The sequence below is a fragment of the Lysobacter humi (ex Lee et al. 2017) genome (assembly GCF_054781815.1).
Map to the genome: position 1 here is coordinate 1 of NZ_BAAGTR010000005.1, position 22,363 is coordinate 22,363.

A 22,363-nucleotide genomic window follows, 5' to 3' on the forward strand; every position below is an offset into this window, starting at 1 on the left:
CATTTTAGGGCATCTTCGATCACTGTCAACACCCCGTGATCGACTTTCTTCTACCGCTTCCCCTACCTCCCGCGTCACCCGCATTCCGCGGCGCCGCTCTTGGCTGGGTCGACCATTATGGGGAAGTCGCATCGACGTGTAAAGCGGTCGTGATGCGCGAATCGAGATTGCGTTCATCGTCCGCGATGTACTGCGGCGTGACCCCTTCTCTCCCCACCTGCCTCGCGAGTGTCGCGAATTAGGGCGCGCATTCTGCGTCGGCCCGTGGCATTTTGGAAGCGCTTCGCGGTCGCGCGGTTACAACGATTCAGGCGAGCGGCCGTGCGACGTCGGCTGACGATTCATTAATGCTGGAGAAGACCGTTTGAACCTGCGATGGGTCGTACCGCTGCTTCTGGTTGCGATGTCGGGCTGCGCATCGGGCCGCGACAGCTGGGTGGAGATCGGGGGGCGGCGTTTCACCGTGGAAATCGCTGATGACGACTCCGAACGTGCGCGTGGACTCATGTTCCGTGACGAGCTCGCAGCGGACCGCGGCATGTTGTTCCTGCACGAATCCGAAGAGCCGCTCGCCTACTGGATGAAGAACACGCGCATCCCGCTGGACATCCTGTACTTCGATGGGCGGCGGCGCCTGGTGAGCCAGCAGCGCGATGTGCCACCGTGCTCGCTCGGAGACGGATGCCCGCCGTATCCCAGCGCTGCGCCGGCGCGCTATGTGCTCGAGCTCAATGCCGGCAAGGCGGCCGAGCTCGGCCTGCAGGACGGGGCCGAGATCCGCTTCGGCCCCGGGATCGATGCGGGGCGCTGAGCTCAGACCTCGGTCATCTCGAAGTCGTCCTTGGTGACGCCGCAGTCCGGGCACGTCCACGTGTCCGGGACGTCCTCCCAGCGCGTGCCCGGGGCGATGCCCTCCTCGGGAATGCCCTTCGCCTCGTCGTAGATGTAGCCGCAGACCACGCACATCCAGGTGCGGTACGGGGGATTCGCGGCGGACGTGGACATGGGCGGATAATGCGTCTCGAAGGGACGCGCATTGTCCCACCCGCCTCTTCCGGCGCCTAGCCATGCCTCCCGCTACCCCATGGCCGCAGCGCGGCCTCTACGCCATCACGCCCGACGAGCCGGACACCGGCCGGCTGGTCGCGCGCGTGGACGCGGTGCTCGACGCGGGCGTCGCGTGGCTGCAATACCGGAACAAGCCGGCGTCCGACGTGCTGCGGGCGGAGCAGTCACGCGCACTGCTCGCGCGATGCCGCGCGCACGGCGTTCCGCTGATCGTGAATGACGACGTGGAACTCGCCGCCGCGATCGGCGCCGACGGCGTGCATCTGGGTGGAGACGACGGCGACGTCGCCGACGCGCGCGCGCGGCTCGGCGCGAACGCGCTGATCGGCGCGAGCTGCTACGACGCACTCGATCGCGCGCACGACGCGGTCGCGCGCGGCGCGAGCTACGTCGCCTTCGGCGCGTTCCACCCTTCACCCACCAAGCCCGGCGCGCGGCGCGCCGACCGCGCGCTGCTCGCCGACAGTGCAGGCCTCGGCGTGCCGCGTGTGGCAATCGGCGGCATCACGCCCGCGCACGCGCCGGCGCTCGTGCAGGCCGGTGCCGATCTCATTGCGGTGATCAGTGGCGTGTTCGACGCGCCCGAACCGCGTGTCGCCGTGCGCACCTATCTCGACGCTTTCCAGGAGCTTCCCGCATGAACCATTCCCGCTCGCAGCACCTCTTCGAACGTGCCTGCGACCTCCTGCCCGGCGGCGTGAACTCCCCGGTCCGTGCGTTCAAGTCGGTCGGCGGCACACCGTTCTTCGCCGAGCGCGCGGAAGGCGCGTATCTGCACGATGTCGACGGCAACCGCTATGTCGATTACGTGGGCTCGTGGGGGCCGATGATCGCCGGGCATACGCACCCTCAGGTGCTCGGCGCCGTCGAGCGTGTCATGCGCAATGGCCTGAGCTTCGGCGTGCCCAATCCGCTCGAGGTGGAAATGGCCGAGGCGATCACCCGTATCGTGCCGAGCTGCGAGATGGTGCGCATGGTGAACTCGGGCACCGAGGCCACGCTCTCGGCGGTCCGGCTGGCGCGCGGCGCGACCGGGCGCACGCGCATCGTGAAGTTCGAGGGCTGCTACCACGGACACGGCGACAGCTTCCTGGTGAAGGCGGGTAGTGGCGTCATGACGCTCGGCCTGCCCAACTCGCCGGGCGTGCCGTCGGCGCTCGCGGACCTCACCTCGACCCTGCCCTACAACGACTTCGACGCGGCCACCGCACTGTTCGACGAGATCGGCAGCGAGATCGCCGCGCTGATCATCGAGCCGATCGTCGGCAATGCGAACTGCATCCTGCCGCGCGACGGCTACCTGCAGCACCTGCGCGCGCTGTGCACGCGACACGGTGCGCTGCTGATCTTCGACGAGGTGATGACGGGCTTTCGCGTGGCGCTCGGCGGCGCGCAGGCGCTCTACGGCGTGACGCCGGACCTGTCGACGTTCGGCAAGATCATCGGCGGGGGCATGCCGGTGGGCGCCTATGGCGGGCGCCGCGACCTCATGCAGCAGATCGCACCGGCGGGCCCGATCTACCAGGCGGGCACGCTGAGCGGAAATCCGGTGGCGATGGCGGCGGGGCTCGCGACGCTGGAACTCATCAGCGTGCCCGGTTTCCACGAGGCGCTCGAGCGCACGACGCATGCGCTGTGCGACGGGCTCGAGGCGGCCGCGCGCGATGCCGGGATCGCCTTCCACACTGTTCGCGCGCCCGGCATGTTCGGCCTGTACTTCCGCGAGGGGCCGGTGGAGACGTTCGAAGACGCGAAGGCGTCCGACACCGCGCGCTTCAACCGGTTCTTCCACGCGATGCTTGAGCGTGGCGTCTATCTCGCCCCTTCGGCCTTCGAGGCGGGCTTCGTGTCCAGCGCGCACGGCGAGGCCGAGATCGCGCGCACGCTGCAGGCCGCGCGCGAGGCGTTCGCCACGCTGTGACCTCGCGCGCGCCGGCGCTGGTCCTGTTCGACCTCGACGGCGTGCTGGTCGAGTACGACCGGGCGCGACGGGTGCGATACCTCGCGCAGGCGACCGGCGCCCCGGAGCCGGTCGTCCATCAGGCCCTGTTCGATAGCGGACTGGAAGCGCGGTTCGACGCCGGCACGGTCTCGACGGCGCGCTATCTCGCGATGCTCGGCGAGGCGATCGGGCGGCCGGTCGACGTGGCGCTCTGGGCCGCCGCACGCGGCGCGGCGATGCGCCTCTCGGACGACACCGTCTCGCTCGTCACGCAGGTCGCCTCGGTCCGCGACGTCGCCCTGCTCACCAACAACGGCTGCCTGCTCGTGGAGCAATTGCCCCGGCTGCTGCCACCGCTCGCGGCGCTGTTCGGTGAGCATGCGCTGTGCAGCGCATCGCTGGGGCGCGTGAAGCCCGACCCCGCGGTATACGCGCTCGCGCTGGCGCGGCTCGGGCACGTGGCGGAGGACGCGCTGTTCCTGGACGACGCGCCGGCGAACGTCGACGGCGCGCGGCGCGCAGGACTCCGGGCGGAGCACGTCGCCTCGCCGGCGCAGCTGCGCGAGGTGCTGGCGCGTCACCTGCCGCTGTAGCGTCAGCCCGTCGCGGTGCCCGTCCCGGCGAAGTCCACCAGCACCGCGCGCAGGCGTCGCATGCCCTCGGCGATGTCAGCGTCGCCGATGTTCAGCGCGGGTACGAAGCGCAGCACATCGGGCCCGGCCTGCAGCAGCAGCAGGCCGTGCTCCACGCAGCGATCGAGGATTTCGCCCGCGCGTCCGGCGTGGGCCTCGCGCAGCTCCGCGCCGATCATCAACCCCCGGCCCCGCACCTGCCGGAACAGGCCGAGTTCGGTATCGAGCGCGGCGAGCCCGTCGCGGATCGCCCGCGCCTGCCACTCGACGTTCGCGAGCAGCGCCGGCGAGGACAGCTCGCGCAGCGCGGCACCCGCGACCGCCGCGGCGAGCGGGTTCCCGCCGAAGGTGGTGCCGTGCGCGCCGAACTGCAGCGTCTGCGCGGCCTGCGGGCCGACCAGCATCGCGCCGATCGGGAAGCCGCTGCCGAGCGCCTTGGCGAGCGTGATGACGTCCGGCCGCACGCCGTAGCCCTGCCAGGCGAAGAGGTGGCCGGTCCGGCCCATGCCGCACTGGATCTCGTCGAAGACCAGCAGCGCGCCGTGCGCATCACAGAGCTCGCGCAGGCGGGCGAGGAAGTCGGGTGTTGCCGGGGTGACGCCGCCCTCGCCCTGCACCGGCTCGACGATGACGGCGCAGACGTCGCCGCCGGCCATCGCGGCCTCGGCGGCCGCCACGTCGTTGAACGGCGCGTAGCGGAAGCCCGGCGGCAGCGGCTCGAAGCCTTCGTGGTACTTGGGCTGCGCCGTGGCGGTGACCGAAGCCAGCGTGCGGCCGTGGAAGCTGCCGTGGAAGGTGAGCACCACGCGGCGATCCGGCGCGCGGCCCTGCGCGGTCGCCCACTTGCGCGCGAGCTTGATCGCGGCCTCGTTCGCCTCGGTGCCGGAGTTCGAGAAGAAGACGCGCTCGGCGAAGCCCGAGGCTCCGACCAGCGCCTCCGCAAGCCGGAGCGGCGGCTCGCTGACGAAGACGTTCGACGTGTGCCAGAGCTTGCCGGCCTGCTCGGTCAGCGCCGCGACCAGCGCGGGGTGCGCATGGCCGAGTGCATTGACCGCGATGCCGGCGCCGAAGTCGACGTACTCGCGGCCGTCGCGGTCCCAGACGCGCGAGCCGCGGCCGTGGTCGAGCACGATGCGGCGGGGGCGGTAGACGGGGACGTAGTAACGCTCGGAGAGCGCGAAGAGCGATTCGCTGGAGGTCACGGCGCGGTGTCACGGCAGGAAAGTCGCGATTCTCTCACCGGGACCGGTCGACCGTGGCCCGCCGGGAACGCCACTGCAGCCGGAAGGCTCGCCGACTCGGTGATCCGAGTCCGTCCGCGAGTGGCTTGCGTCAGCAGCCATGGGCCATGGAATACCGGCCACTCAGCGGCTCGGAGCAGGCATCGACGGCTCCACGGCGATCCCTTGTCGAAGTGCATCGAAACCACTACGGCGGCGCCGCAGCGCGTGCCGTCGCTGGCGCGCCCAATGGCGCGCCCGCCCCACGCGTCAGTCAGCGCCCTGCGGCTGCACAAGCCGTCCAGACGCGGCGCACGGCGCGCCTACCAGACGCCGGTATTGGCCATCGACGCCCACGGCTCGCGAGGCTCCAGCGCCCCGGCCTTCTGCAGAAGCTCGACGGAAATCAGGTCGGGCGAGCGGACGAAGGCCATGTGCCCGTCGCGCGGCGGGCGATGGATCGTGTAGCCCATCGCCATCAGGTGCTCGCAGCTCGCGTAGATGTCGTCGACGGCGAAGGCGAGGTGTCCGAAGTTGCGCGCCGTGCCGTAGTCTTCGGCGTCGTAGTTCCAGGTCAGTTCGATCTCCGACTCCGGGTTCTCCGGGGCGCCGAGGTAGACGAGCGTGAAACGGCCCTGCGGGTAGTCGCGGCGGCGGTTCTCGACCAGCCCGAGGCCTTCGCACCAGAAGCGCAGCGAGGCATCGAGGTCGCGGACGCGGACCATGGCGTGGAGGTACTTCATCGGATCACCTCAGAGGAACAGGTCGGGCAGCAGCGGCTTGGAAGGATCGACGGCGTAGGGCGAGAAATCGGTGACGCCGGCCTCGCGCAACACATCCTCGTCGATGAAGAAGCGGCCGCCGCCCTCGCGCGCCGGGCGCGCCAGGATCGCGTGGGCCGCGTCGGCGACGATCTCGGGGCGGCGGCACATGGCCGGGTCGACGCCGGGGATCATGTTGATGGCGTCGGTGGCGATGATCGTCTTCGGCCACAGCGCATCGATCGCGACGCGGTCGCCGAACTCCGCCGCCAGGCCGAGCGTGACGTGGCTCATGCCCATCTTGGCGAGCGTGTAGCCGGTGTGCGGGCCCCACCACCGGGGGTCGAGGCTCGGCGGCGGCGCGAGCGTGAGCACGTGCGGGTCGGGCGCGGCGAGCAGATGCGGCAGGCAGGCCTGCGTGACGAGGAAGGTGCCGCGCGCGTTGACGCCGTGCATCAGGTCGAAGCGCTTCATGGGTGTGTCGAGCGCGCCGCGCAGCCAGATCGCGCTGGCGTTGTTGACGAGGATGTCGAGGCCGCCGAAGGCGTCGACGGTGGCCGCGACCGCCGCGCGGACCTCGTCCTCCTCGCGGATGTCGCACTTGAGCGGCAGCGCCTGTCCGCCCGCGGCGCGCACTTCCTCGGCCACCGAATGGATCGTGCCGGGCAGCTTCGGATTGGGGACGCCCGACTTGGCGACGATCGCGATGCTGGCGCCGTCGCGCGCGGCGCGCAGCGCGATCGCGCGGCCGATGCCACGGGACGCGCCGGTGATAAGGAGGGTCTTGCCGGCGAGCGACATCGGGCGGTCCGTGCGGGAAGTCGGTGCGAGGTTAGCCCGGCGGCCGGCATGCATCGAGCCCGGGCTGCGCCGCGATGCATCGTTCCGGACCCTGCGGCGGTCGGCGCGGTGGCTCCCTGCTGCACGACGGCCACGTCTCGACGCGCCGGCGCGTGATGCCACGCTGCCGCGACGGCAGGCCACGCGGGTCCGTTCAGGGCTTGGGCCCCTGCCCCTCGTTGTCCTCCCAGCGCAGGACGCGCCGGGTCACGAAGCGGTAGACGTGCTTGCCGGTCGCGAACCACAGCTCGCGCACCCAGGAGCGGCGCCGCAGCACGCGCAGCTCCACCGGCGTGAGCGCCGCGCGGCAGTAGGTGCGCTTGTGCTTGAGCAGGTGGCGCAGATCCTCGCGCGCGAGCAGGCGGATCCACGGCGAGCGCGGACGGCCGCGGCTGGCGAGCTGGAAATCGATGATCGCGGGGCGGCCATCGTCGAGGACCAGCCAGTTGGCCTCCTTGGCGAGGTCGTTGTGGGCCAGGCCGCGGCGATGCAATTGCGCGAGAAGACGCCGCGCCGCGCGGAAGTAGGCGAGATCGCCGTGCGGCGGGTTCTGGTACATCGCGGCGCCGGCCATGTAGCTGCGATCGAGGCGGCGCCCGTCCCAGCCGAGCAGGCGCGGCACGTCCGGCACGCCGCGAACGGCCTCGAGCCCGCGGGCCTCGCGGCGCGCCAGCCACCAGGCGGGCAGGCGCAGCCAGAGCGGGACATGACGCAGGTCGCGGCGCACGAACGGCCCGTCCGGGCCGTCCATCAGGGCGATGCGGCCGAAGCTGTCGGCCTTCAGGGCGTGGCGCTCGACGGCGGTCTCGGCGGGGCGCGGGCGGGAGGCGCCGGGTGGCGCGGCTTGCGGGGACGTCATCGCGCGCAGTCTACGGGCGCGGCCGGCCGCCGTATCCGGCCCCGGCAGCCGTCGCCATAATCCGCGGATGGATTCTTCCTGGATCGAATCGGCGACGGCGTGGATCGCCGCGCATCCCGTCGCCGCCGGGGCGCTCATCTTTCTCGTCGCGTTCTGCGACGCGATCATCGTGGCCGGCGTGGTGGTGCCCGCGCTGCCGCTGCTGTTCGCCACCGGCACGCTAATCGGGCTCGGCCACATCAACGGGCCGTACGCGCTGGTCTGCGCCGCGGCCGGGGCCTTCGTGGCCGACGGCCTGAGTTACTGGATCGGGCGCCGCTGGGGGCCGCAACTGCGCACGCGCGGCCCGTTCGCGCGGTATCCGCAGTGGCTCGAGCGCGGCGAGGCGATGTTCCGCCGCCACGGCACCAAGAGCATCTTCATCGCCCGGTTCGTGGGCGCGGTGCGGCCCTTCATCCCGGCCATCGCCGGCATGCTGCACGTGCCGCTGCGCCGCTACCTGCTTCCCAGTGCGGTCGCCTGCATCGGCTGGGCGGCGGCGTTCCTCGCGCCGGGCTGGCTGCTGGGCGCCTCCTACGAGGCGGTGGCGGCGGTCGCCGACCGCCTTGCGCTCGTGATCGGCGCGCTCGTGGTGGTGGTCGGCCTGGCCTGGGCCGGCGTCCTCTACACGTGGCGCTGGTTCGCGGTGCACGCCGACAACCTCCTGCGTCGCGTGCTCGCCTGGTCGCGCGCGCACCCGCGCTTGGGGCGTTACACCGTCGCGCTGGTCGACCCGAACCGCCCGGAGTCACCGTCGCTGCTGATGCTCGCCGTCTGCCTGCTGGCGATCAGCTGGGTCTGCTTCACCCTGATCGCCGGCCTGCTCGCCAACGGCGGGCCGCTCGCGATCGACCACTCGATCCACGAGTTCATGCGCGCACTGCGCAACCCGCTTGCCGATCGGCTGATGGCGGGGCTCGCGAGTCTCGGCGATGCGCAGGTGCTCGGGCCGGCGGCGGCGGTCGCCCTGCTCTACCTCGTCTGGCGCCGGCGATGGATGGCCGCGGCGCACTGGCTCGCCGCCGTGGTGTTCGGGCTCGCCTTCACCGCGATGCTCGAGGCCGCGATCGACATGCCGCGTCCGCCGACCGCGCCGGAAGGCTTCGGCTTCCCGTCGGTCGCGGTGACGATGATGACCGTGGTGCTCGGCTTCTTCGCGGTGCTGATCGCGCGCGAGCTGCCCGGCCGTCGGCGCGTCTGGCCCTACCTGCTGGCGGGCGTGCTGACGGCGCTGGTCGGCTTCGCGCGGCTGTATCTCGGCGCGCACTGGGCGAGCGACCTGCTGGGCGGCACGCTGTTCGGCATCGGCTGGCTGCTGGTGCTCGGCATCGCCTACCGCCGGCACGTGGCGCGGTCGTTCTGGATGCGCCCCCTCGCCATCCTCTTCTATTCGACGCTGGTGGTCGCCGCCGGCTGGCACGCGCCGCGGGCGTCGGTCACGCTGCTGCAACGCTTCGCACCGGCGAATCCCGTGCAGGTGATGGATGCGCGCGAATGGTGGACCGCAGGCTGGCGCGAGCTGCCGGTGCTGCGTGACGAGCATGCCCGCCATGGCCGCTGGCCGCTCGACGTGCAGATCGCCGGCCCGCTCGCCCCGGTGCGTGCCGCGCTCGCCGCACAGGGCTGGCGCGAGCAGCCGCAAGCCGGCTGGCGCGAGACGCTGCGCCTGCTCGACGACGACACCGCACCGACGCGCCAGGCCGTGCTCCCGTCGACGCTGGACGCGCGTGCCGAGTCGCTGCTGCTGGTGCGCGACGTGGCCGACAGCGAGCGCGAGATCCTGCGCCTCTGGCCGGCACCGGCCGCGCTCGGCTCCGGCGAATCGCTGTGGGTCGGCGCCACGCAGCGCATGGTGCTGACGCGGCCGTTCGGCGTCTTCGTGCTGTGGCGGCCGGTGGATTACGACGCGGTACGCGCGCGCGCGATGCTGGCGCCGCTCGAGGCCTTCCCGCATCGCCGCGAGCGCCATCCCGATCGCGGCGTGGACGTGATGCGCCTGCGCAGTGCGGCCTCGACCCGGGCAGAACCTGCGGCGCCTGCAGCACGTTGAGGGGGCTACGTCCGCCTGTGCGCGCGTGTCGCGCAACGGCCAATGCACAAGCCGCAGGCGGTCAGCGCCCTCGCGTCAGACGCCGGGCCCCGCGCGCGTGCCCCGTGCCCACCGCAGCGCGGCATGGCGACATCTGAGAGCTCAACAAGGCGCGAGCCACCGGGCGCGAAGCACGGAGCCCAATGCCTGACGCGCACTTCGACGTACGCGTGCTCGGCGGCCAACCCCGGCCGCCGCGGCTCAAGCCTCCGCCGGCTTCACGCCCTGCGTCTCCAGCAGCTCGCGGAACCGGCGCGGTGCGCCGTCGAAGCCGCCGTTGGACATGAAGACCACATGGTCGCCGCTGAACGTGCGGTCGCGCAGGGCATTCACCAGCGTGTCGACGTCGGGCACCGCGAACGCATCGCCGCGGATCGCCTCGATCACCTTCGTTGCGTCCCACGGCAGCTCGGGGCGATGCAGGAAGACCACGATGTCGGCCTGCGCGAGCGACGGCGCGAGGGCGTCCGCGTGCGCGCCGAGGCGCATCGAATTGCTGCGCGGCTCCATGGCGACCGCGATACGCGCGTCGCCCACGCTGCTGCGAAGGCCGGCGAGCGTCGTCTCGATCGCCGTGGGGTGATGCGCGAAGTCGTCGTAGATGGTGACGCCGCCGATCTGGGCGATCATCTCCATCCGCCGCTTCACGCTGCGGAACTGCGCGAGCGCCGGGATCACGCGCTGCGGGCGCACGCCAACGGCGTTCGCCGCCGCGATCGCGGCGAGCGCGTTCATCACGTTGTGCCGGCCCATCAGCGACCAGAACACCTCGCCGACCTCGCGGCCCTGGTGCAGCACCTTGAAGCGCGTGCCGTCGGGCTCGACGAGCTCGGCGACCCAGTCGAACGGCGTGGTCGAAACGCCCGCGGCCTCGGACGTGCCGAACGTCTCCACCGGCGTCCAGCAGCCCATCTGCAGCACTTCTGCGAGCCGGCGGTCCTCGCCGTTGACGATCAGCCGGCCGCGGCGCGGCACCGTGCGCACCAGGTGGTGGAACTGGCGCTGGATCGCGGCGACGTCCGGGAAGATGTCGGCGTGGTCGAACTCGAGGTTGTTGAGGATCGCCACCGTCGGCCGGTAGTGCACGAACTTGCTGCGCTTGTCGAAGAAGGCGGTGTCGTACTCGTCGGCCTCGACGACGAACTCCTTGCCGGTGCCGACGCGCGCGGACACGCCGAAGTTCTCGGCGACGCCGCCGATCAGGAATCCCGGATCGCGCCCGGCGGACTCGAGCAGCCAGGCGAGGATCGAGGTCGTGGTGGTCTTGCCGTGCGTGCCGGCGACGGCGAGCGTGTCGCGGCCGGGCAGCACGTTCTCGGCGAGCCACTGCGCACCCGACGTGTAGCGCAGGCCTTCGTCGAGCACGTGCTCGACCGCCGCGTTGCCGCGCGAGAGCGCGTTGCCGACCACGATCTCGTCACTGTCGGCATCGATGAATTCCGGCGTGTAGCCGATGCCGTAGTTGATGCTGAGCTGCTCGAGCTGGGTCGACATCGGCGGATAGATCGCCTGGTCGCTGCCCTTGACATCGTGGCCGAGTTCCCGCGCGAGTGCGGCGACGCCGCCCATGAAGGTGCCGGCGATTCCGAGGATGTGCAGTTTCATGGCGCGAACTCTGGCAGGCGGGGCGTCATCGCGCCGCATCGCGGCATGCGTGCCGCCGCGGCGAGGGTCCCGCGGGGATCGGGCGCGGCCTGAGCCGCGCGGGGACTTACTGGACTTCCTTGACCGGCGCGATCGCGTCGAGGATGCGCACGAACACTTCGTCGAGCGTGCCGACGCCCTGCACCACCTTGAGCTGGCCGTGCTGGCGGTAGTAGTCGACGACTGGCGCGGTGGAGTCGTTGTAGATCTGCAGGCGCTTGCGCACCGACTCGGGCGTGTCGTCGGCGCGGCCCTCGGCCTTGGCGCGGCCGGCGATGCGCTCGACCAGCAGCTCCGTCGGCACGTCGAGGAACACGGCGTGGTCCATCGGCTGGCCGATGCGCTCGAGCAGCTGGCCCATCGCACCGGCCTGCACGAGGTTGCGCGGGTAGCCGTCGAGAATGAAGCCGCCTGCGGTGTCGGGGCGCGAGAAGCGGTCTTCCAGCATGCCGAGCAAGATCGCGTCGCTGACGAGCTCGCCACGCGCCATCACTTCCTTCGCCTCGAGCCCCAGCGGGCTGCCGGCGGCGACTTCGGCGCGCAGCAGGTCGCCGGTGGAGATGTGCGGTACCTGCAGGTGCTCCTTGAGCCGCGTGGCCTGCGTGCCCTTGCCCGAGCCCGGGGCCCCCAGAAGTACCAGTCGCATTCGTCGCTCCCGCAGCAGGTAGAAGCCGGCACGTTGGCGGGCGCTGCACACCCGCGGCCGTCGATGCCGGCATGATGGCGTCAGCTTACCCCATACCGCACCGTTTCTCGGAATCCCCATGGCCGCCGGAACCCTCCTCTACGCCCAGTCGGGCGGCGTCACCGCCGTCATCAACGCGACCGCCTCGGCGGTGATCGCGACCGGTCGCCGGCACGGCCTGCGCGTGCTCGCCGGGCGCAACGGCATCCTCGGCGTGCTGCGCGAGGAGCTGCTCGACACCTCGGGGCTGTCGGCCGCCGAGGTGCGACGCCTCGCCCACACGCCGGGCGGCGCGTTCGGCTCCTGCCGCTTCAAGCTGAAGTCGCTCGAAGCCGACCGCGAGCGCTACGCGCGCCTCATCGACGTCTTCCGCGCGCACGACGTGCGCTGGTTCCTCTACAACGGCGGCAACGACTCGGCCGACACCGCGCTCAAGGTCTCGCAGCTCGCCGCCGAGTTCGGCTATCCGCTCACCTGCATCGGCGTGCCCAAGACGGTCGACAACGACCTCGCGGTGACCGACACCTGCCCCGGCTTCGGTTCGGCGGCGAAGTACACCGCGGTGTCCGTGCGCGAGGCGGCGCTCGACGTCGCCGCGATGGCGGACACCTCGACGAAGGTCTTCGTCTACGAGGCCATGGGCCGGCATGCCGGCTGGCTCGCCGCGGCCGCGGGGCTCGCCGGCACCTCGCCGGACGCGGCACCGCAGCTGATCCTGTTTCCCGAGCGGCCGTTCGACGAGGCCGACTTCCTCGCGAACGTCCGCGCGACGGTCGAGCGCGTGGGCTGGTGCGTGGTGGTCGCGAGCGAAGGCATCCGCACGGCCGACGGCACTTTCGTCGCCGATGCCGGCGGCGGCAAGGACGCGTTCGGCCATACGCAGCTCGGCGGCGTCGCCTCGCACCTCGCAGGGCGTGTCAAGGACGCGCTCGGCTACAAGGTGCACTGGACGCTGCCCGACTACCTGCAGCGCTCGGCGCGCCACCTCGCCTCGGCGACCGATCTCGAGCAGGCGCTCGCGGTCGGCCGCGCGGCGGTGGAGTACGCGATGAAGGGGCGCAATGCGGTGATGCCGGTGATCGTGCGCACGAAGGATCGCCCCTACCGCTGGCGGATCGATGCGGCACCGCTGGCGGACATCGCCAACCACGAGCGCACGATGCCGGCCGACTTCATCCGCGAGGACGGCTACGGCATCACCGACGCCGCACGCCGCTACCTGCAGCCGCTGATCCGCGGCGAGGCCCCGCCGCCCTACGGGCGGGACGGGCTTCCGCGTTACCTCACGCCCGCCCTACCGCAGGTACCGCGCCAGTTGCCCGACTGGGCCTGACCTCGACGCTGCGGCCGACCCGGGCACCGAGCGCATCGACGTCGCCGCCGCATCGTCCACGGCCGTCCGATCTCGCGCTGCCATCCCGCCCGGTAACGACCGTCGCGGCGCGGACCAATTTATAACCGGCATCCACCGAGGCCACCTGCGCGTGGCTTCGGTGGTTCAGCCGCAGACCGCGCCCTCGACCCGCACCGTCGCGGTGAACTGCGTGATCGCGGCGATGTCGCCTGCGGCCACCTTCGCCTTCGACTCCTGCAGGTAGATGCGCGAGCGGCCCTGCGCATCGAGCTTCGGCGGCTGCGCCTGGCCGGGCTTGCGCCATACCTCCACCACCGCGATGCGCGTCGGGCATTCCTTCGAGGGAATGCGGACGAGGTCGTTGAGGATCCAGCCGGCACCGGACGTCGGCTTCGCCTTGTCCGGGCTCACGAGGCGCGCGCGCGCCTGGCAGGTCGGGCTCGTGCGGACGGGCACGACGCGATAGGGCGCGGCCGCGTCGCCGGTGAACGTGCCCTGCAGCCAGGCACAGGCCTCGGGCAGTGCGCGCACGGTATGCGCGGCGCCACGCGCCTGCGGCGTGCCGACGGGGCGCTCGATCTCGGGACGCGCGGCCTGCGCCGCGGAGCAGGCGAAGACGACGGCAGCGGCGAGGACTGCAGGGGCGATGCGCATGGAGGGGCTCCGTTCGGGACGCCGCGCAGGCTGGCAGGCATGCACTGAACCGCGGGTTCACGGCACCGATCACGCACTGCAGCATGGCGCGCCGCGACCGTGTGCCATAGTCGGGCAGTCGCGCGGCCCCGGGCCGTCGGGGCCGCGAAAATCCGTTGTCCGATGTCCACTTTCTAATTGCAGGGAGGGGTTCATGCTGGAGCAGTACGGCTTGGCACTGGCGGTGGGATGTGCCGTCATCGCGATCCTCTACGGGATCATCTCGGCGCGCTGGATCGGCGCCCAACCCGCGGGCAACGAGCGCATGCAGCAGATCGCAGGCGCGATCCAGGAAGGCGCCCGTGCCTACCTCAACCGCCAGTACATGACGATCGCCGTCGCCGGCGTCGTGCTCCTGATCCTCATCGGACTCTTCCTCGGCTGGGCCACGGCGATCGGCTTCCTGATCGGCGCGGTGCTCTCGGGTCTGGCCGGCTACATCGGCATGAACGTCTCGGTGCGCGCGAACGTACGCACCGCCGAGGCGGCGCGGCGCGGCATGGGCCCGGCGATGGACGTCGCGTTCCGCGGCGGCGCGATCACCGGCATGCTGGTGGTGGGGCTCGGCCTGCTGGGCGTGGCGGGCTACTTCGCGCTGCTCCACCTGCACCTGGGCTACAGCGAGGAGGACGCGCTGCATGCGCTCGTCGGCCTCGCCTTCGGCTCGTCGCTGATCTCGATCTTCGCCCGCCTCGGCGGCGGCATCTTCACCAAGGGTGCAGACGTCGGCGCGGACCTCGTCGGCAAGGTCGAGGCCGGCATCCCCGAGGACGACCCGCGCAATCCCGCGGTGATCGCCGACAACGTGGGCGACAACGTGGGCGACTGCGCCGGCATGGCCGCCGACCTCTTCGAGACCTATGCGGTCACCATCATCGCGACGATGCTGCTCGGCGGCCTGGTGGCGGCCGAGGCGGGCGAGAACGCGGTGGTCTATCCGCTGGTGCTCGGCGCCGTGTCGATCATCGCGTCGATCATCGGCGCGTTCTTCGTGAAGGTGAAGGACGGCGGCTCGATCATGGGCGCGTTGTATCGCGGCGTGATCGTGTCGGCGGTGGTCTCCGCCATCGCGTTCTGGTTCGTCACCGCGGAGCTGATGGACACCTCCCGCTACGGCGCGACCGCCATCTACGGCTGCGCGCTCATCGGCCTGGTGCTCACCGGCGCGATCGTCTGGATCACCGAGTACTACACCGGCACGCAGTACAAGCCGGTGCGGCACGTCGCGCAGGCGTCCACCACCGGCCACGGCACCAACATCATCGCGGGCCTCGGCATCTCGATGAAGTCCACCGCCCTGCCCGTGATCGCGGTCTGCGCGGCGATCTGGGGCGCCTTCGAGCTCGGCGGCCTGTACGGCATCGCGATCGCGGCGACGTCGATGCTCTCCATGGCCGGGATGATCGTGGCGCTCGACGCCTACGGCCCGATCACCGACAACGCCGGCGGCATCGCCGAGATGGCGGAGCTGCCGTCCGAGGTGCGCGCGGTCACCGATCCGCTCGACGCGGTGGGCAACACCACGAAGGCGGTGACGAAGGGTTACGCCATCGGCTCGGCCGCGCTCGCCTCGCTGGTGCTGTTCGCCGACTACACGGCGAACCTCGACGCCGCGGCGCAGACGGTCGCGGCGAAGGCCGGCACGGTCGTCGAAACCTTCCGCTTCGACCTGTCGAACCACGAGGTGATCATCGGCCTGCTGATCGGTGGCCTGATCCCCTACCTGTTCGGCGCGATGGCGATGGAAGCGGTCGGCCGCGCCGCGGGCGCGGTGGTGGAGGAAGTGCGCCGGCAGTTCCGCGAGATCCCCGGGATCATGCAGGGCACCGCGAAGCCGCAGTACGACCGCGCCGTCGACATGCTCACCAAGTCGGCGATCAAGGAGATGATCATCCCGTCGCTGCTGCCGGTCGCGGTGCCGGTCGTCGTCGGCCTGCTGCTCGGGCCGCGCGCGCTCGGGGGCCTGCTGATCGGCACGATCGTCACCGGCCTGTTCGTCGCGATCTCGATGACCACGGGCGGCGGTGCCTGGGACAACGCCAAGAAGTACATCGAGGACGGCCACTTTGGCGGCAAGGGCTCCGAGGCGCACAAGGCCGCGGTCACCGGCGACACGGTGGGCGACCCCTACAAGGATACGGCCGGCCCCGCGATCAATCCGCTGATCAAGATCATCAACATCGTGGCGCTGCTGATGGTGCCGCTGCTGGTGAACTGAGCGGCGGTTCCGGCATCACGAGGGCGGCTTCGGCCGCCCTCTTTTTTTGCCGATATGGCGAGCGCCTGCGCAAGCACCGTCAGGTTGACGGGCGCGTCGCGATCGCCGGGCGGCATGTCGACGACACGCGCCCTTGACCCCCGCTTGGCTACGGTTCAGGCCCTTCCGGCCGCGGTCCCGCGCCCGGATCCCAAGGAGGACCGTTCCGTGCCCGACCATCCCTGGCAGACATCCCTGCAGAACTCGCTCGGCGTCTACCTGCCGAGCATCCTCGGCGGCCTCGCCATCCTCCTCGTCGGCTGGGTGATCGCGCTGATCGCATCGGCCGCAACGCGCCGCGCCCTCGGCGCGGCCGGCACCAACCAGCGCCTCGGCGCGCATACCCAGTCGAGCTTCGACTTCGAGAAGATTGCCGGGCGCGTGGTGTTCTGGGCGATCCTACTGCTCGCGATCATGGGCATGTTCAGCGTGCTGCGCGTTGAGGGCGTGTCCGGGCCGCTCAATACGCTCGCCACCACGGTGATGATGTACCTGCCGCGGCTGCTGCTCGCGATCGCGCTGGCGGTGGTCGCCTGGCTCGTCGCCACCATCGTGCGTACCGTCGTCAACCGCGTGCTGTCGCGCACCCGCGTCGACGAGAAGCTCGCCAAGGGCGCGGACATGAAGCCGCTCTCGCAGTCGATGGGCAATGTCGCCTACTGGCTGGTGCTGCTGCTGTTCCTGCCGGCGATCGTGGGCGCGCTGCAGATCGAGGGCCTGATGGGGCCGCTGAGCGGGATGACCTCGGACCTGCTCGGGATGCTGCCCAACATCCTCGCGGCGGTGATCATCGCGGGCGTGGGCTGGCTGATCGCCAAGGCCGTGCGTGGGCTGGTGAGCAACCTGCTCGCCACCACCGGCATCGATCGCTTCAGCGAGAGCCGCGAGGAAACGCGAGGGCTCAGGCTCTCCGACCTCGGCGGCACGCTCGCCTTCGTGATGGTGATCGTACCGACGCTGATCGCCGCGCTCGACGCGCTGCGCATCGAGGCGATCTCCGCGCCGCTCACCCGGATGCTCGACATCTTCCTGCGCGCGGTGCCGAACCTGCTCGCGGCGGCGGCGATCCTGATCCTCGCCTGGTTCATCGGCCGCTTCGTGGCCGGGCTCGTCGAGCGCCTGCTGTCGGAACTCGGCTTCGACCGGCTCCCCGGCCGCCTGGGCCTGGGCCACGCCTTCCGCGACCCGTCGTCGACGCCCGCCACGCCGCCGACCACCGGCTCCGACGCGCTGATGAGCACGACCACGCTGGCACAGCAGTCGGCGCAGGACCCGAATGCGACGTTCACCCCGCCTGCGGACGCGATGGCACGCACCCCGGCGACGCACGGCGCGTCGTCCGGCACGACGCTCTCCGCGCTTGGCGGCAAGCTCGCGCTCTTCTTCATCATGCTGTTCGCCACCGTCGAGGCGGCCTCGCTGCTCGGCTTCGCCGGCATCAACCAGTTGCTGGAGCAGTTCATCGCCTTCGGCGCGGACGTGCTGCTGGGCCTGGTGATCCTGGCGGTGGGCTGGTGGCTCGCCGACGTGGCCGCCCGTGCGATCGAGCGCGCGAACCCCGAGGCGGCGGGCATGGCGCGGATCGCGCGCGTCGCCATCCTGGGCCTCGTCATCGCCATGGGCCTGCGTGCGATGGGCGTGGCCGACGACATCGTCAACCTGGCCTTCGGGCTGGTGCTGGGCGCGGTCGCGGTGGCCGTCGCACTCGCCTTCGGGCTCGGCGGCCGCGACGCCGCCGGCAAGATCGCGCAGCGTTGGGCCGACGACTACCTGCGCCGTCGCCCGCCGGGCGCGCCGTGACAGGCGGCCGGCGGGTGGGATCCTCGTCCCCACCCGCCGGCCCGGGGGCCGTGGTGCGCTGCAGCACGGCCACGTAGAATCCGCCACCCTCGGCCCGCCACCCGGCGGGCCCTTCGCATCTGGAGCAGACATGGGCCTGGGCAGCGTACCCACCGGCAAGAACCCGCCGGACGAGATCAACGTGATCATCGAGATCCCCAAGGATTCCGAGCCGGTCAAGTACGAGGTCGACAAGGAATCCGGCGCGATCTTCGTGGACCGCATCCTGTCCACGCCGATGCGCTACCCCTGCAACTACGGCTACGTCCCGCACACGCTCTGCGGCGACGGCGACCCGGCCGACGTGCTGGTGATCCTGCCGCTCCCCCTGATCCCGGGCTCGGTGATCCGCGTGCGCCCGGTCGGCGTGCTGAAGATGTCCGACGAGGCGGGTTCCGACGAGAAGCTGCTCGCCGTGCCGGTCGACAAGATCTTCAACGGCTATTCGCACATCCACGACCTGCCGCAGGTCTCGCCCCACTGGTGCGAGCGCATCGGCCACTTCTTCGAGCACTACAAGGATCTCGAGAAGGGCAAGTGGGTGAAGATCGACGGGTGGGGCGGCGCGGCCGAGGCCAAGCAGATCCTCGTCGAGGCGATCCAGCGCTTCAACGATTCGAGCGACAAGCCGAACTACTGATCGGCCGCATCGGAAAGCGAAAAGGCCACCCGCGAGGGTGGCCTTTTTCGTAGTGGCCTGCGCCGCGCAACCGCGTGGCACATCCGACGGGACTCACGCCTTGTGGTAGACCTCCGCGCCCGCCGCGCGGAACTCGGCGGACTTCTCGGCCATGCCCTTCTCGATCTCGGCGGCTTTGGCGTCTTCCGACGCGGCGAAGTCGCGCACGTCCTGCGTGATCTTCATCGAGCAGAAGTGCGGGCCGCACATCGAGCAGAAGTGCGCGGTCTTGTGCGCGTCCTTCGGCAGCGTCTCGTCGTGGTACTCGCGTGCACGTTCCGGATCGAGGCCGAGGTTGAACTGGTCCTCCCAGCGGAACTCGAAGCGCGCCTTGCTCATCGCGTTGTCGCGCGCCTGCGCGCCCGGGTGGCCCTTGGCGAGGTCGGCGGCATGCGCGGCGATCTTGTAGGCCATCAGCCCCTCGCGCACGTCATGCTTGTTCGGCAGGCCCAGGTGCTCCTTCGGCGTGACGTAGCAGAGCATCGCAGTGCCGAACCAGCCGATCATCGCCGCACCGATCGCGGAGGTGATGTGGTCGTAACCGGGTGCGATGTCGGTGGTGAGCGGCCCGAGCGTGTAGAACGGCGCCTCGCCGCACTCGCGCAGCTGCTTGTCCATGTTCTCCTTGATCATGTGCATCGGCACGTGGCCGGGGCCTTCGATCATGGTCTGCACGTCGTGCTTCCACGCGATCTGCGTGAGCTCCCCGAGGGTCTCCAGCTCGCCGAACTGTGCGGCGTCGTTGGCATCCGCGATCGAGCCCGGGCGTAGGCCATCGCCTAGCGAGAAGGCGACGTCGTACGCCTTCATGATTTCGCAGATGTCCTCGAAGTGCGTGTAGAGGAAGTTCTCCTTGTGGTGCGCGAGGCACCACTTGGCCATGATCGAGCCACCGCGCGAGACGATGCCGGTGACGCGACCCGCGGTGAGCGGCACGTAGCGCAGCAGCACGCCGGCGTGGATCGTGAAGTAGTCCACGCCCTGCTCGGCCTGCTCGATCAGCGTGTCGCGGAAGATCTCCCAGGTGAGTTCCTCGGCGCGACCGTCCACCTTCTCCAGCGCCTGGTAGATCGGCACCGTGCCGATCGGCACCGGGCTGTTGCGGATGATCCACTCGCGCGTCTCGTGGATGTGCTTGCCGGTGGACAGGTCCATGACCGTGTCGGCGCCCCAGCGCATCGACCAGACGAGCTTCTCGACTTCCTCGGCGATGCCCGACGACACGGCCGAGTTGCCGATGTTCGCGTTGACCTTGGTTAGGAAGTTGCGGCCGATGATCATCGGCTCGCTTTCCGGGTGGTTGATGTTGTTCGGGATGATCGCGCGGCCGCGGGCGACCTCGTCGCGCACGAATTCCGGCGTGATCAGCTTCTGGATGTTCGCACCGAACGAATCGCCGGCGTGCTGGCGCAACAGGTGCGCCTCGCGGATCGCCTCGATGCGCTGGTTCTCGCGGATCGCGATGAACTCCATCTCCGGCGTGACGATGCCCTTGCGGGCGTAGTGCATCTGGGTGACGTTGGCGCCCGCGACCGCGCGACGCGGCAGCACGCGGTTGCCGAAGCGGATGTGCGCGAGCTTCGGATCATGCTCGCGGGCGCGGCCGAACTCGGACGACAGGCCGGGCAGAACTTCGGTATCGCCGCGCTCCGCGATCCAGCCCGCACGCAGCGGCGCGAGCCCCTGTGCGAGATCGATCGTCGCGGTCTCGTCGGTGTAGGGGCCCGTGCAGTCGTAGACGGTGAACGGTGCGTTCTCCTCCCCCCCGAACAGCGTGCCGGTGCGCGACAGCGCGATCTCGCGCATCGGCACGCGGATGTCCGGGCGCGAGCCCTCCACGTGGATCTTGCGCGAGCCCGGGATCGGGCGGACGACGTCGGCCGAGAGCTTCTCGGCCTGCTGGAGGAGTTCGGTGGCGACTGCGTTCATTCGATTCGTCCGCTGCAGGGCGCCCCGAGGGGCGGCGACCGGAAGCAGGCTTCCGGCAAGGCGAGCGGGCGGCGCGCGGACGCGCTGCGTCCGGCGAAGCTTCCCTACGGCGGTCTCAACCGCATCAGGTTCGAAGGGTCTGTCTCAACCGGTCGATGACCGGTACCCCCGCTTCGGCGGGCATTTGAACATGCCGGGCGGTGCCGGGCCAGCGGCCGCGCGAAGACCCATAATCGCGACGCGGCGAGCGGCCGCGATGGCGACGCCCATGACGCACACCCCTCCCACCGCCACGGCCACCGCGCCCGCCGGCGTCGGCAACATCGGCGTCGGCTTCGACCTGCTCGGACACACCATCGTCGGGCCAAGCGATCGGGCGACCGTGCGGCGCGTCGCCTCGCCCGGCGTGCGTATCGTCGCGGTGCGCGGCGACGGCGACGCCGTGTCCAGGATCCCGCTCGATCCCGAGCGCAACACGGCCGGCCTCGCGGTGCGCGCGCTCGCCACCGGGCTCGCGCTGCCGTACGGCTTCGAGATCGAGCTCGACAAGGGCATCCCGATCGGCGCGGGGCTCGGCGGCTCGGCGGCCTCGTGCGTGGCGGCGCTCGTGGCCGCGAACGCACTGCTCGACGCGCCGCTGCCGCGCGAGGCGCTGTACCCGTATGCGATCGAAGGCGAGTTCGCCTCCAGCCAGAGCCGGCAGGGCGACAACGTGGGGCCGATGCTGCTCGGCGGCATCACGCTGGCCACGCTCACGCGCCTGCTGCCGCTGCCGGTGCCGGACTGGCTGCACTGCGTGGTGGTGCATCCCGACCAGGTGCTGGAGACGCGCCGCGCGCGCGAGGTGTTGCAGGATCCGTATCCGCTGTCGACCGTCGTGCGCCACGGCGCCCACCTCGCGCTGTTCGTGACGGGCCTGGAGCGCGGCGATCCGGACCTGATCCGGGAAGGCCTGCAGGACGTGCTGGTCGAGCCGCGCCGCGCGGAACTCGTGCCGGGCTTCGATGCGGTGAAGGCCGCCGCCGTGGCGCATGGCGCCATCGGCGCGAGCCTGTCGGGCGCAGGCCCCAGCGTGTTCGCGTGGTTCGCCTCGCGCGAGGCCGCCGAGGCCGCCGCGCCGTCGATGCGCGCGGGCTTCGCCGCGGCCGGCTACGGCGCACGCGTCTGGGTCTCGCCCGTGGCCGGCCCGCGCGCCGAACTGGTCTAACGCGGCGCACGCGACTACGGTGGCGCAATGAACCTGCACCGTATCGCCCGTCTCGCCTTCGTCGTCCTCGTGGCCGGTTGCGCCAGCACGCCGCCCGCGGCGCCGCAGGATGCCTTCTTCCGGCAGCTCGCCAGCCTGTGCGGCAAGGCGTTCGAAGGCCGCGTCGAGGTGGACACGCCCGCCCCGACCGGCGCGGATCCGTTCGCGGCGCGGCCGCTCGTGATGCACGTGCGAGAGTGCACGCGCGAGTCGATCCGCATTCCGTTCCACGTCGGTGAGGACCGGTCACGCACCTGGGTGATCGCGCGCACGTGGCAGGGGCTGCGGCTCAAGCACGACCACCGCCATGTCGACGGCATGTCCGACACACTGACGATGTACGGCGGCGACACCCGCGACTCCGGAACCGCCACGCGCCAGGAATTCCCGGCCGATGCCGAGTCGAAGGCGATGTTCGTCGCGCAGGGCCGCGCCGTCTCGATCGACAACACCTGGGCGATCGAGCACGTGCCCGGTCGCACGCTCGTCTACGAGCTCGCGCGGCCGGGCCGCCTGTTCCGCGTCAGATTCGACCTGATGCGCCCGGTAACGCCTCCGCCTGCGCCCTGGGGCGCGGGCGACTGATC

At 70.9% G+C, this 22,363-nt stretch carries 20 protein-coding genes and 1 riboswitch; of the genes, 11 read left to right on the plus strand and 9 right to left on the minus strand.

Going from position 1 to position 22,363, the window contains the following annotated elements:
- Nucleotides 1–403: 403 nt before the first annotated feature.
- Nucleotides 404–811, plus strand: coding sequence for a DUF192 domain-containing protein (locus tag ACYVJJ_RS03715; protein WP_460831771.1), 408 nt, complete (start codon nucleotides 404–406; stop codon nucleotides 809–811).
- A gap of 2 nt (nucleotides 812–813) precedes the next feature.
- Here the strand turns inward: ACYVJJ_RS03715 and ACYVJJ_RS03720 are convergent, their stop codons facing one another.
- Complete coding sequence (locus tag ACYVJJ_RS03720) at nucleotides 814–1,005, minus strand: rubredoxin (protein ID WP_460831215.1); 192 nt, start codon at nucleotides 1,003–1,005, stop codon at nucleotides 814–816.
- A gap of 62 nt (nucleotides 1,006–1,067) precedes the next feature.
- Between ACYVJJ_RS03720 and thiE the strand changes: the two genes are divergently transcribed.
- Genes thiE through ACYVJJ_RS03735 form a run of 3 tightly spaced genes read left to right on the plus strand, consistent with a single transcriptional unit; the run spans nucleotide 1,068 to nucleotide 3,603 of the window.
- A complete protein-coding gene (thiE, locus tag ACYVJJ_RS03725) occupies nucleotides 1,068–1,709 on the plus strand; it encodes a thiamine phosphate synthase (RefSeq protein ID WP_460831217.1) in 642 nt (213 codons plus the stop codon).
- Nucleotides 1,706–2,989 carry a glutamate-1-semialdehyde 2,1-aminomutase gene (gene hemL / locus ACYVJJ_RS03730; protein ID WP_460831219.1) on the plus strand — a complete coding sequence of 428 codons (1,284 nt, stop codon included), beginning with the start codon at nucleotides 1,706–1,708 and terminating at the stop codon, nucleotides 2,987–2,989. The genes thiE and hemL overlap by 4 nt, the downstream gene beginning before the upstream one ends.
- Nucleotides 2,986–3,603, plus strand: coding sequence for an HAD family hydrolase (locus ACYVJJ_RS03735; protein ID WP_460831221.1), 618 nt, complete (start codon nucleotides 2,986–2,988; stop codon nucleotides 3,601–3,603). The genes hemL and ACYVJJ_RS03735 overlap by 4 nt, the downstream gene beginning before the upstream one ends.
- Nucleotides 3,604–3,605: 2 nt before the next feature.
- Here ACYVJJ_RS03735 and ACYVJJ_RS03740 read toward each other — a convergent pair whose 3' ends face one another.
- From ACYVJJ_RS03740 to ACYVJJ_RS03755, 4 genes are all read right to left on the minus strand, one after another.
- Nucleotides 3,606–4,844: an aspartate aminotransferase family protein gene (locus ACYVJJ_RS03740; protein ID WP_460831222.1), complete on the minus strand. Its 1,239-nt coding sequence runs from the start codon at nucleotides 4,842–4,844 to the stop codon at nucleotides 3,606–3,608.
- 341 nt (nucleotides 4,845–5,185) lie between these two features.
- Nucleotides 5,186–5,605 carry a VOC family protein gene (locus ACYVJJ_RS03745; protein WP_460831223.1) on the minus strand — a complete coding sequence of 140 codons (420 nt, stop codon included), beginning with the start codon at nucleotides 5,603–5,605 and terminating at the stop codon, nucleotides 5,186–5,188.
- Between the two features lie 9 nt (nucleotides 5,606–5,614).
- Complete coding sequence (locus ACYVJJ_RS03750; protein ID WP_460831224.1) at nucleotides 5,615–6,424, minus strand: SDR family oxidoreductase; 810 nt, start codon at nucleotides 6,422–6,424, stop codon at nucleotides 5,615–5,617.
- 193 nt (nucleotides 6,425–6,617) lie between these two features.
- Nucleotides 6,618–7,322 (minus strand): protein kinase family protein, encoded by a 705-nt coding sequence (locus ACYVJJ_RS03755; RefSeq protein ID WP_460831226.1) that lies wholly within the window; start codon nucleotides 7,320–7,322, stop codon nucleotides 6,618–6,620.
- A gap of 67 nt (nucleotides 7,323–7,389) precedes the next feature.
- On the opposite strand from ACYVJJ_RS03755, the gene ACYVJJ_RS03760 reads away from it, so the two are divergent.
- Nucleotides 7,390–9,411, plus strand: a complete 2,022-nt coding sequence (locus tag ACYVJJ_RS03760) for a bifunctional DedA family/phosphatase PAP2 family protein (protein WP_460831227.1) — start codon at nucleotides 7,390–7,392, stop codon at nucleotides 9,409–9,411.
- A 240-nt stretch (nucleotides 9,412–9,651) separates the two neighbouring features.
- Here the strand turns inward: ACYVJJ_RS03760 and mpl are convergent, their stop codons facing one another.
- Nucleotides 9,652–11,055, minus strand: a complete 1,404-nt coding sequence (gene mpl, locus ACYVJJ_RS03765) for a UDP-N-acetylmuramate:L-alanyl-gamma-D-glutamyl-meso-diaminopimelate ligase (RefSeq protein WP_460831228.1) — start codon at nucleotides 11,053–11,055, stop codon at nucleotides 9,652–9,654.
- Between the two features lie 106 nt (nucleotides 11,056–11,161).
- Nucleotides 11,162–11,740 carry an adenylate kinase gene (locus ACYVJJ_RS03770; protein WP_460831230.1) on the minus strand — a complete coding sequence of 193 codons (579 nt, stop codon included), beginning with the start codon at nucleotides 11,738–11,740 and terminating at the stop codon, nucleotides 11,162–11,164.
- Between the two features lie 118 nt (nucleotides 11,741–11,858).
- Here ACYVJJ_RS03770 and ACYVJJ_RS03775 point away from each other — a divergent pair, with 118 nt between their 5' ends.
- Nucleotides 11,859–13,112 carry a 6-phosphofructokinase gene (locus ACYVJJ_RS03775; protein ID WP_460831231.1) on the plus strand — a complete coding sequence of 418 codons (1,254 nt, stop codon included), beginning with the start codon at nucleotides 11,859–11,861 and terminating at the stop codon, nucleotides 13,110–13,112.
- A 165-nt stretch (nucleotides 13,113–13,277) separates the two neighbouring features.
- Here ACYVJJ_RS03775 and ACYVJJ_RS03780 read toward each other — a convergent pair whose 3' ends face one another.
- Entirely contained in the window at nucleotides 13,278–13,787 is a 510-nt protein-coding gene (locus ACYVJJ_RS03780; RefSeq protein ID WP_460831233.1) for a hypothetical protein, read from the minus strand.
- 193 nt (nucleotides 13,788–13,980) lie between these two features.
- Between ACYVJJ_RS03780 and ACYVJJ_RS03785 the strand changes: the two genes are divergently transcribed.
- From ACYVJJ_RS03785 to ppa, 3 genes are all read left to right on the plus strand, one after another.
- The gene (locus tag ACYVJJ_RS03785) at nucleotides 13,981–16,044 is read left to right on the plus strand and encodes a sodium-translocating pyrophosphatase (RefSeq protein ID WP_460831234.1); all 2,064 of its coding nucleotides are present in this window, start codon (nucleotides 13,981–13,983) and stop codon (nucleotides 16,042–16,044) included.
- Between the two features lie 207 nt (nucleotides 16,045–16,251).
- A complete protein-coding gene (locus tag ACYVJJ_RS03790) occupies nucleotides 16,252–17,883 on the plus strand; it encodes a mechanosensitive ion channel (protein ID WP_460831236.1) in 1,632 nt (543 codons plus the stop codon).
- 130 nt (nucleotides 17,884–18,013) lie between these two features.
- Nucleotides 18,014–18,562 (plus strand): inorganic diphosphatase, encoded by a 549-nt coding sequence (ppa, locus tag ACYVJJ_RS03795; protein ID WP_460831238.1) that lies wholly within the window; start codon nucleotides 18,014–18,016, stop codon nucleotides 18,560–18,562.
- A gap of 93 nt (nucleotides 18,563–18,655) precedes the next feature.
- On the opposite strand, the gene thiC is transcribed toward ppa, so the two are convergent.
- Nucleotides 18,656–20,530 carry a phosphomethylpyrimidine synthase ThiC gene (thiC, locus tag ACYVJJ_RS03800; RefSeq protein ID WP_460831239.1) on the minus strand — a complete coding sequence of 625 codons (1,875 nt, stop codon included), beginning with the start codon at nucleotides 20,528–20,530 and terminating at the stop codon, nucleotides 18,656–18,658.
- Between the two features lie 83 nt (nucleotides 20,531–20,613).
- Nucleotides 20,614–20,710: riboswitch (TPP riboswitch) on the minus strand.
- Nucleotides 20,711–20,798: 88 nt separating this feature from the next.
- Between thiC and ACYVJJ_RS03805 the strand changes: the two genes are divergently transcribed.
- Together ACYVJJ_RS03805 and ACYVJJ_RS03810 are read left to right on the plus strand one after the other, a co-directional pair.
- Nucleotides 20,799–21,737, plus strand: a complete 939-nt coding sequence (locus tag ACYVJJ_RS03805; RefSeq protein WP_460831241.1) for a homoserine kinase — start codon at nucleotides 20,799–20,801, stop codon at nucleotides 21,735–21,737.
- Between the two features lie 27 nt (nucleotides 21,738–21,764).
- The gene (locus tag ACYVJJ_RS03810) at nucleotides 21,765–22,361 is read left to right on the plus strand and encodes a hypothetical protein (protein ID WP_460831243.1); all 597 of its coding nucleotides are present in this window, start codon (nucleotides 21,765–21,767) and stop codon (nucleotides 22,359–22,361) included.
- Nucleotides 22,362–22,363: the final 2 nt, after the last annotated feature.

Excerpts from the sequence above, each read along its gene's own strand:
- ACYVJJ_RS03810 (WP_460831243.1), top strand. The coding sequence starts at position 21,765 with ATGAACCTGCACCGTATCGCCCGTCTCGCCTTCGTCGTCCTCGTGGCC.
- ACYVJJ_RS03720 (WP_460831215.1), bottom strand. The coding sequence starts at position 1,005 with ATGTCCACGTCCGCCGCGAATCCCCCGTACCGCACCTGGATGTGCGTG.
- ACYVJJ_RS03715 (WP_460831771.1), top strand. The coding sequence starts at position 404 with ATGTCGGGCTGCGCATCGGGCCGCGACAGCTGGGTGGAGATCGGGGGG.
- ACYVJJ_RS03755 (WP_460831226.1), bottom strand. The coding sequence starts at position 7,322 with ATGACGTCCCCGCAAGCCGCGCCACCCGGCGCCTCCCGCCCGCGCCCC.
- thiE (WP_460831217.1), top strand. The coding sequence starts at position 1,068 with ATGCCTCCCGCTACCCCATGGCCGCAGCGCGGCCTCTACGCCATCACG.
- thiC (WP_460831239.1), bottom strand. The coding sequence starts at position 20,530 with ATGAACGCAGTCGCCACCGAACTCCTCCAGCAGGCCGAGAAGCTCTCG.
- ACYVJJ_RS03780 (WP_460831233.1), bottom strand. The coding sequence starts at position 13,787 with ATGCGCATCGCCCCTGCAGTCCTCGCCGCTGCCGTCGTCTTCGCCTGC.
- ACYVJJ_RS03745 (WP_460831223.1), bottom strand. The coding sequence starts at position 5,605 with ATGAAGTACCTCCACGCCATGGTCCGCGTCCGCGACCTCGATGCCTCG.
- hemL (WP_460831219.1), top strand. The coding sequence starts at position 1,706 with ATGAACCATTCCCGCTCGCAGCACCTCTTCGAACGTGCCTGCGACCTC.
- ACYVJJ_RS03760 (WP_460831227.1), top strand. The coding sequence starts at position 7,390 with ATGGATTCTTCCTGGATCGAATCGGCGACGGCGTGGATCGCCGCGCAT.
- ppa (WP_460831238.1), top strand. The coding sequence starts at position 18,014 with ATGGGCCTGGGCAGCGTACCCACCGGCAAGAACCCGCCGGACGAGATC.
- mpl (WP_460831228.1), bottom strand. The coding sequence starts at position 11,055 with ATGAAACTGCACATCCTCGGAATCGCCGGCACCTTCATGGGCGGCGTC.
- ACYVJJ_RS03770 (WP_460831230.1), bottom strand. The coding sequence starts at position 11,740 with ATGCGACTGGTACTTCTGGGGGCCCCGGGCTCGGGCAAGGGCACGCAG.
- ACYVJJ_RS03750 (WP_460831224.1), bottom strand. The coding sequence starts at position 6,424 with ATGTCGCTCGCCGGCAAGACCCTCCTTATCACCGGCGCGTCCCGTGGC.
- ACYVJJ_RS03775 (WP_460831231.1), top strand. The coding sequence starts at position 11,859 with ATGGCCGCCGGAACCCTCCTCTACGCCCAGTCGGGCGGCGTCACCGCC.
- ACYVJJ_RS03785 (WP_460831234.1), top strand. The coding sequence starts at position 13,981 with ATGCTGGAGCAGTACGGCTTGGCACTGGCGGTGGGATGTGCCGTCATC.
- ACYVJJ_RS03805 (WP_460831241.1), top strand. The coding sequence starts at position 20,799 with ATGACGCACACCCCTCCCACCGCCACGGCCACCGCGCCCGCCGGCGTC.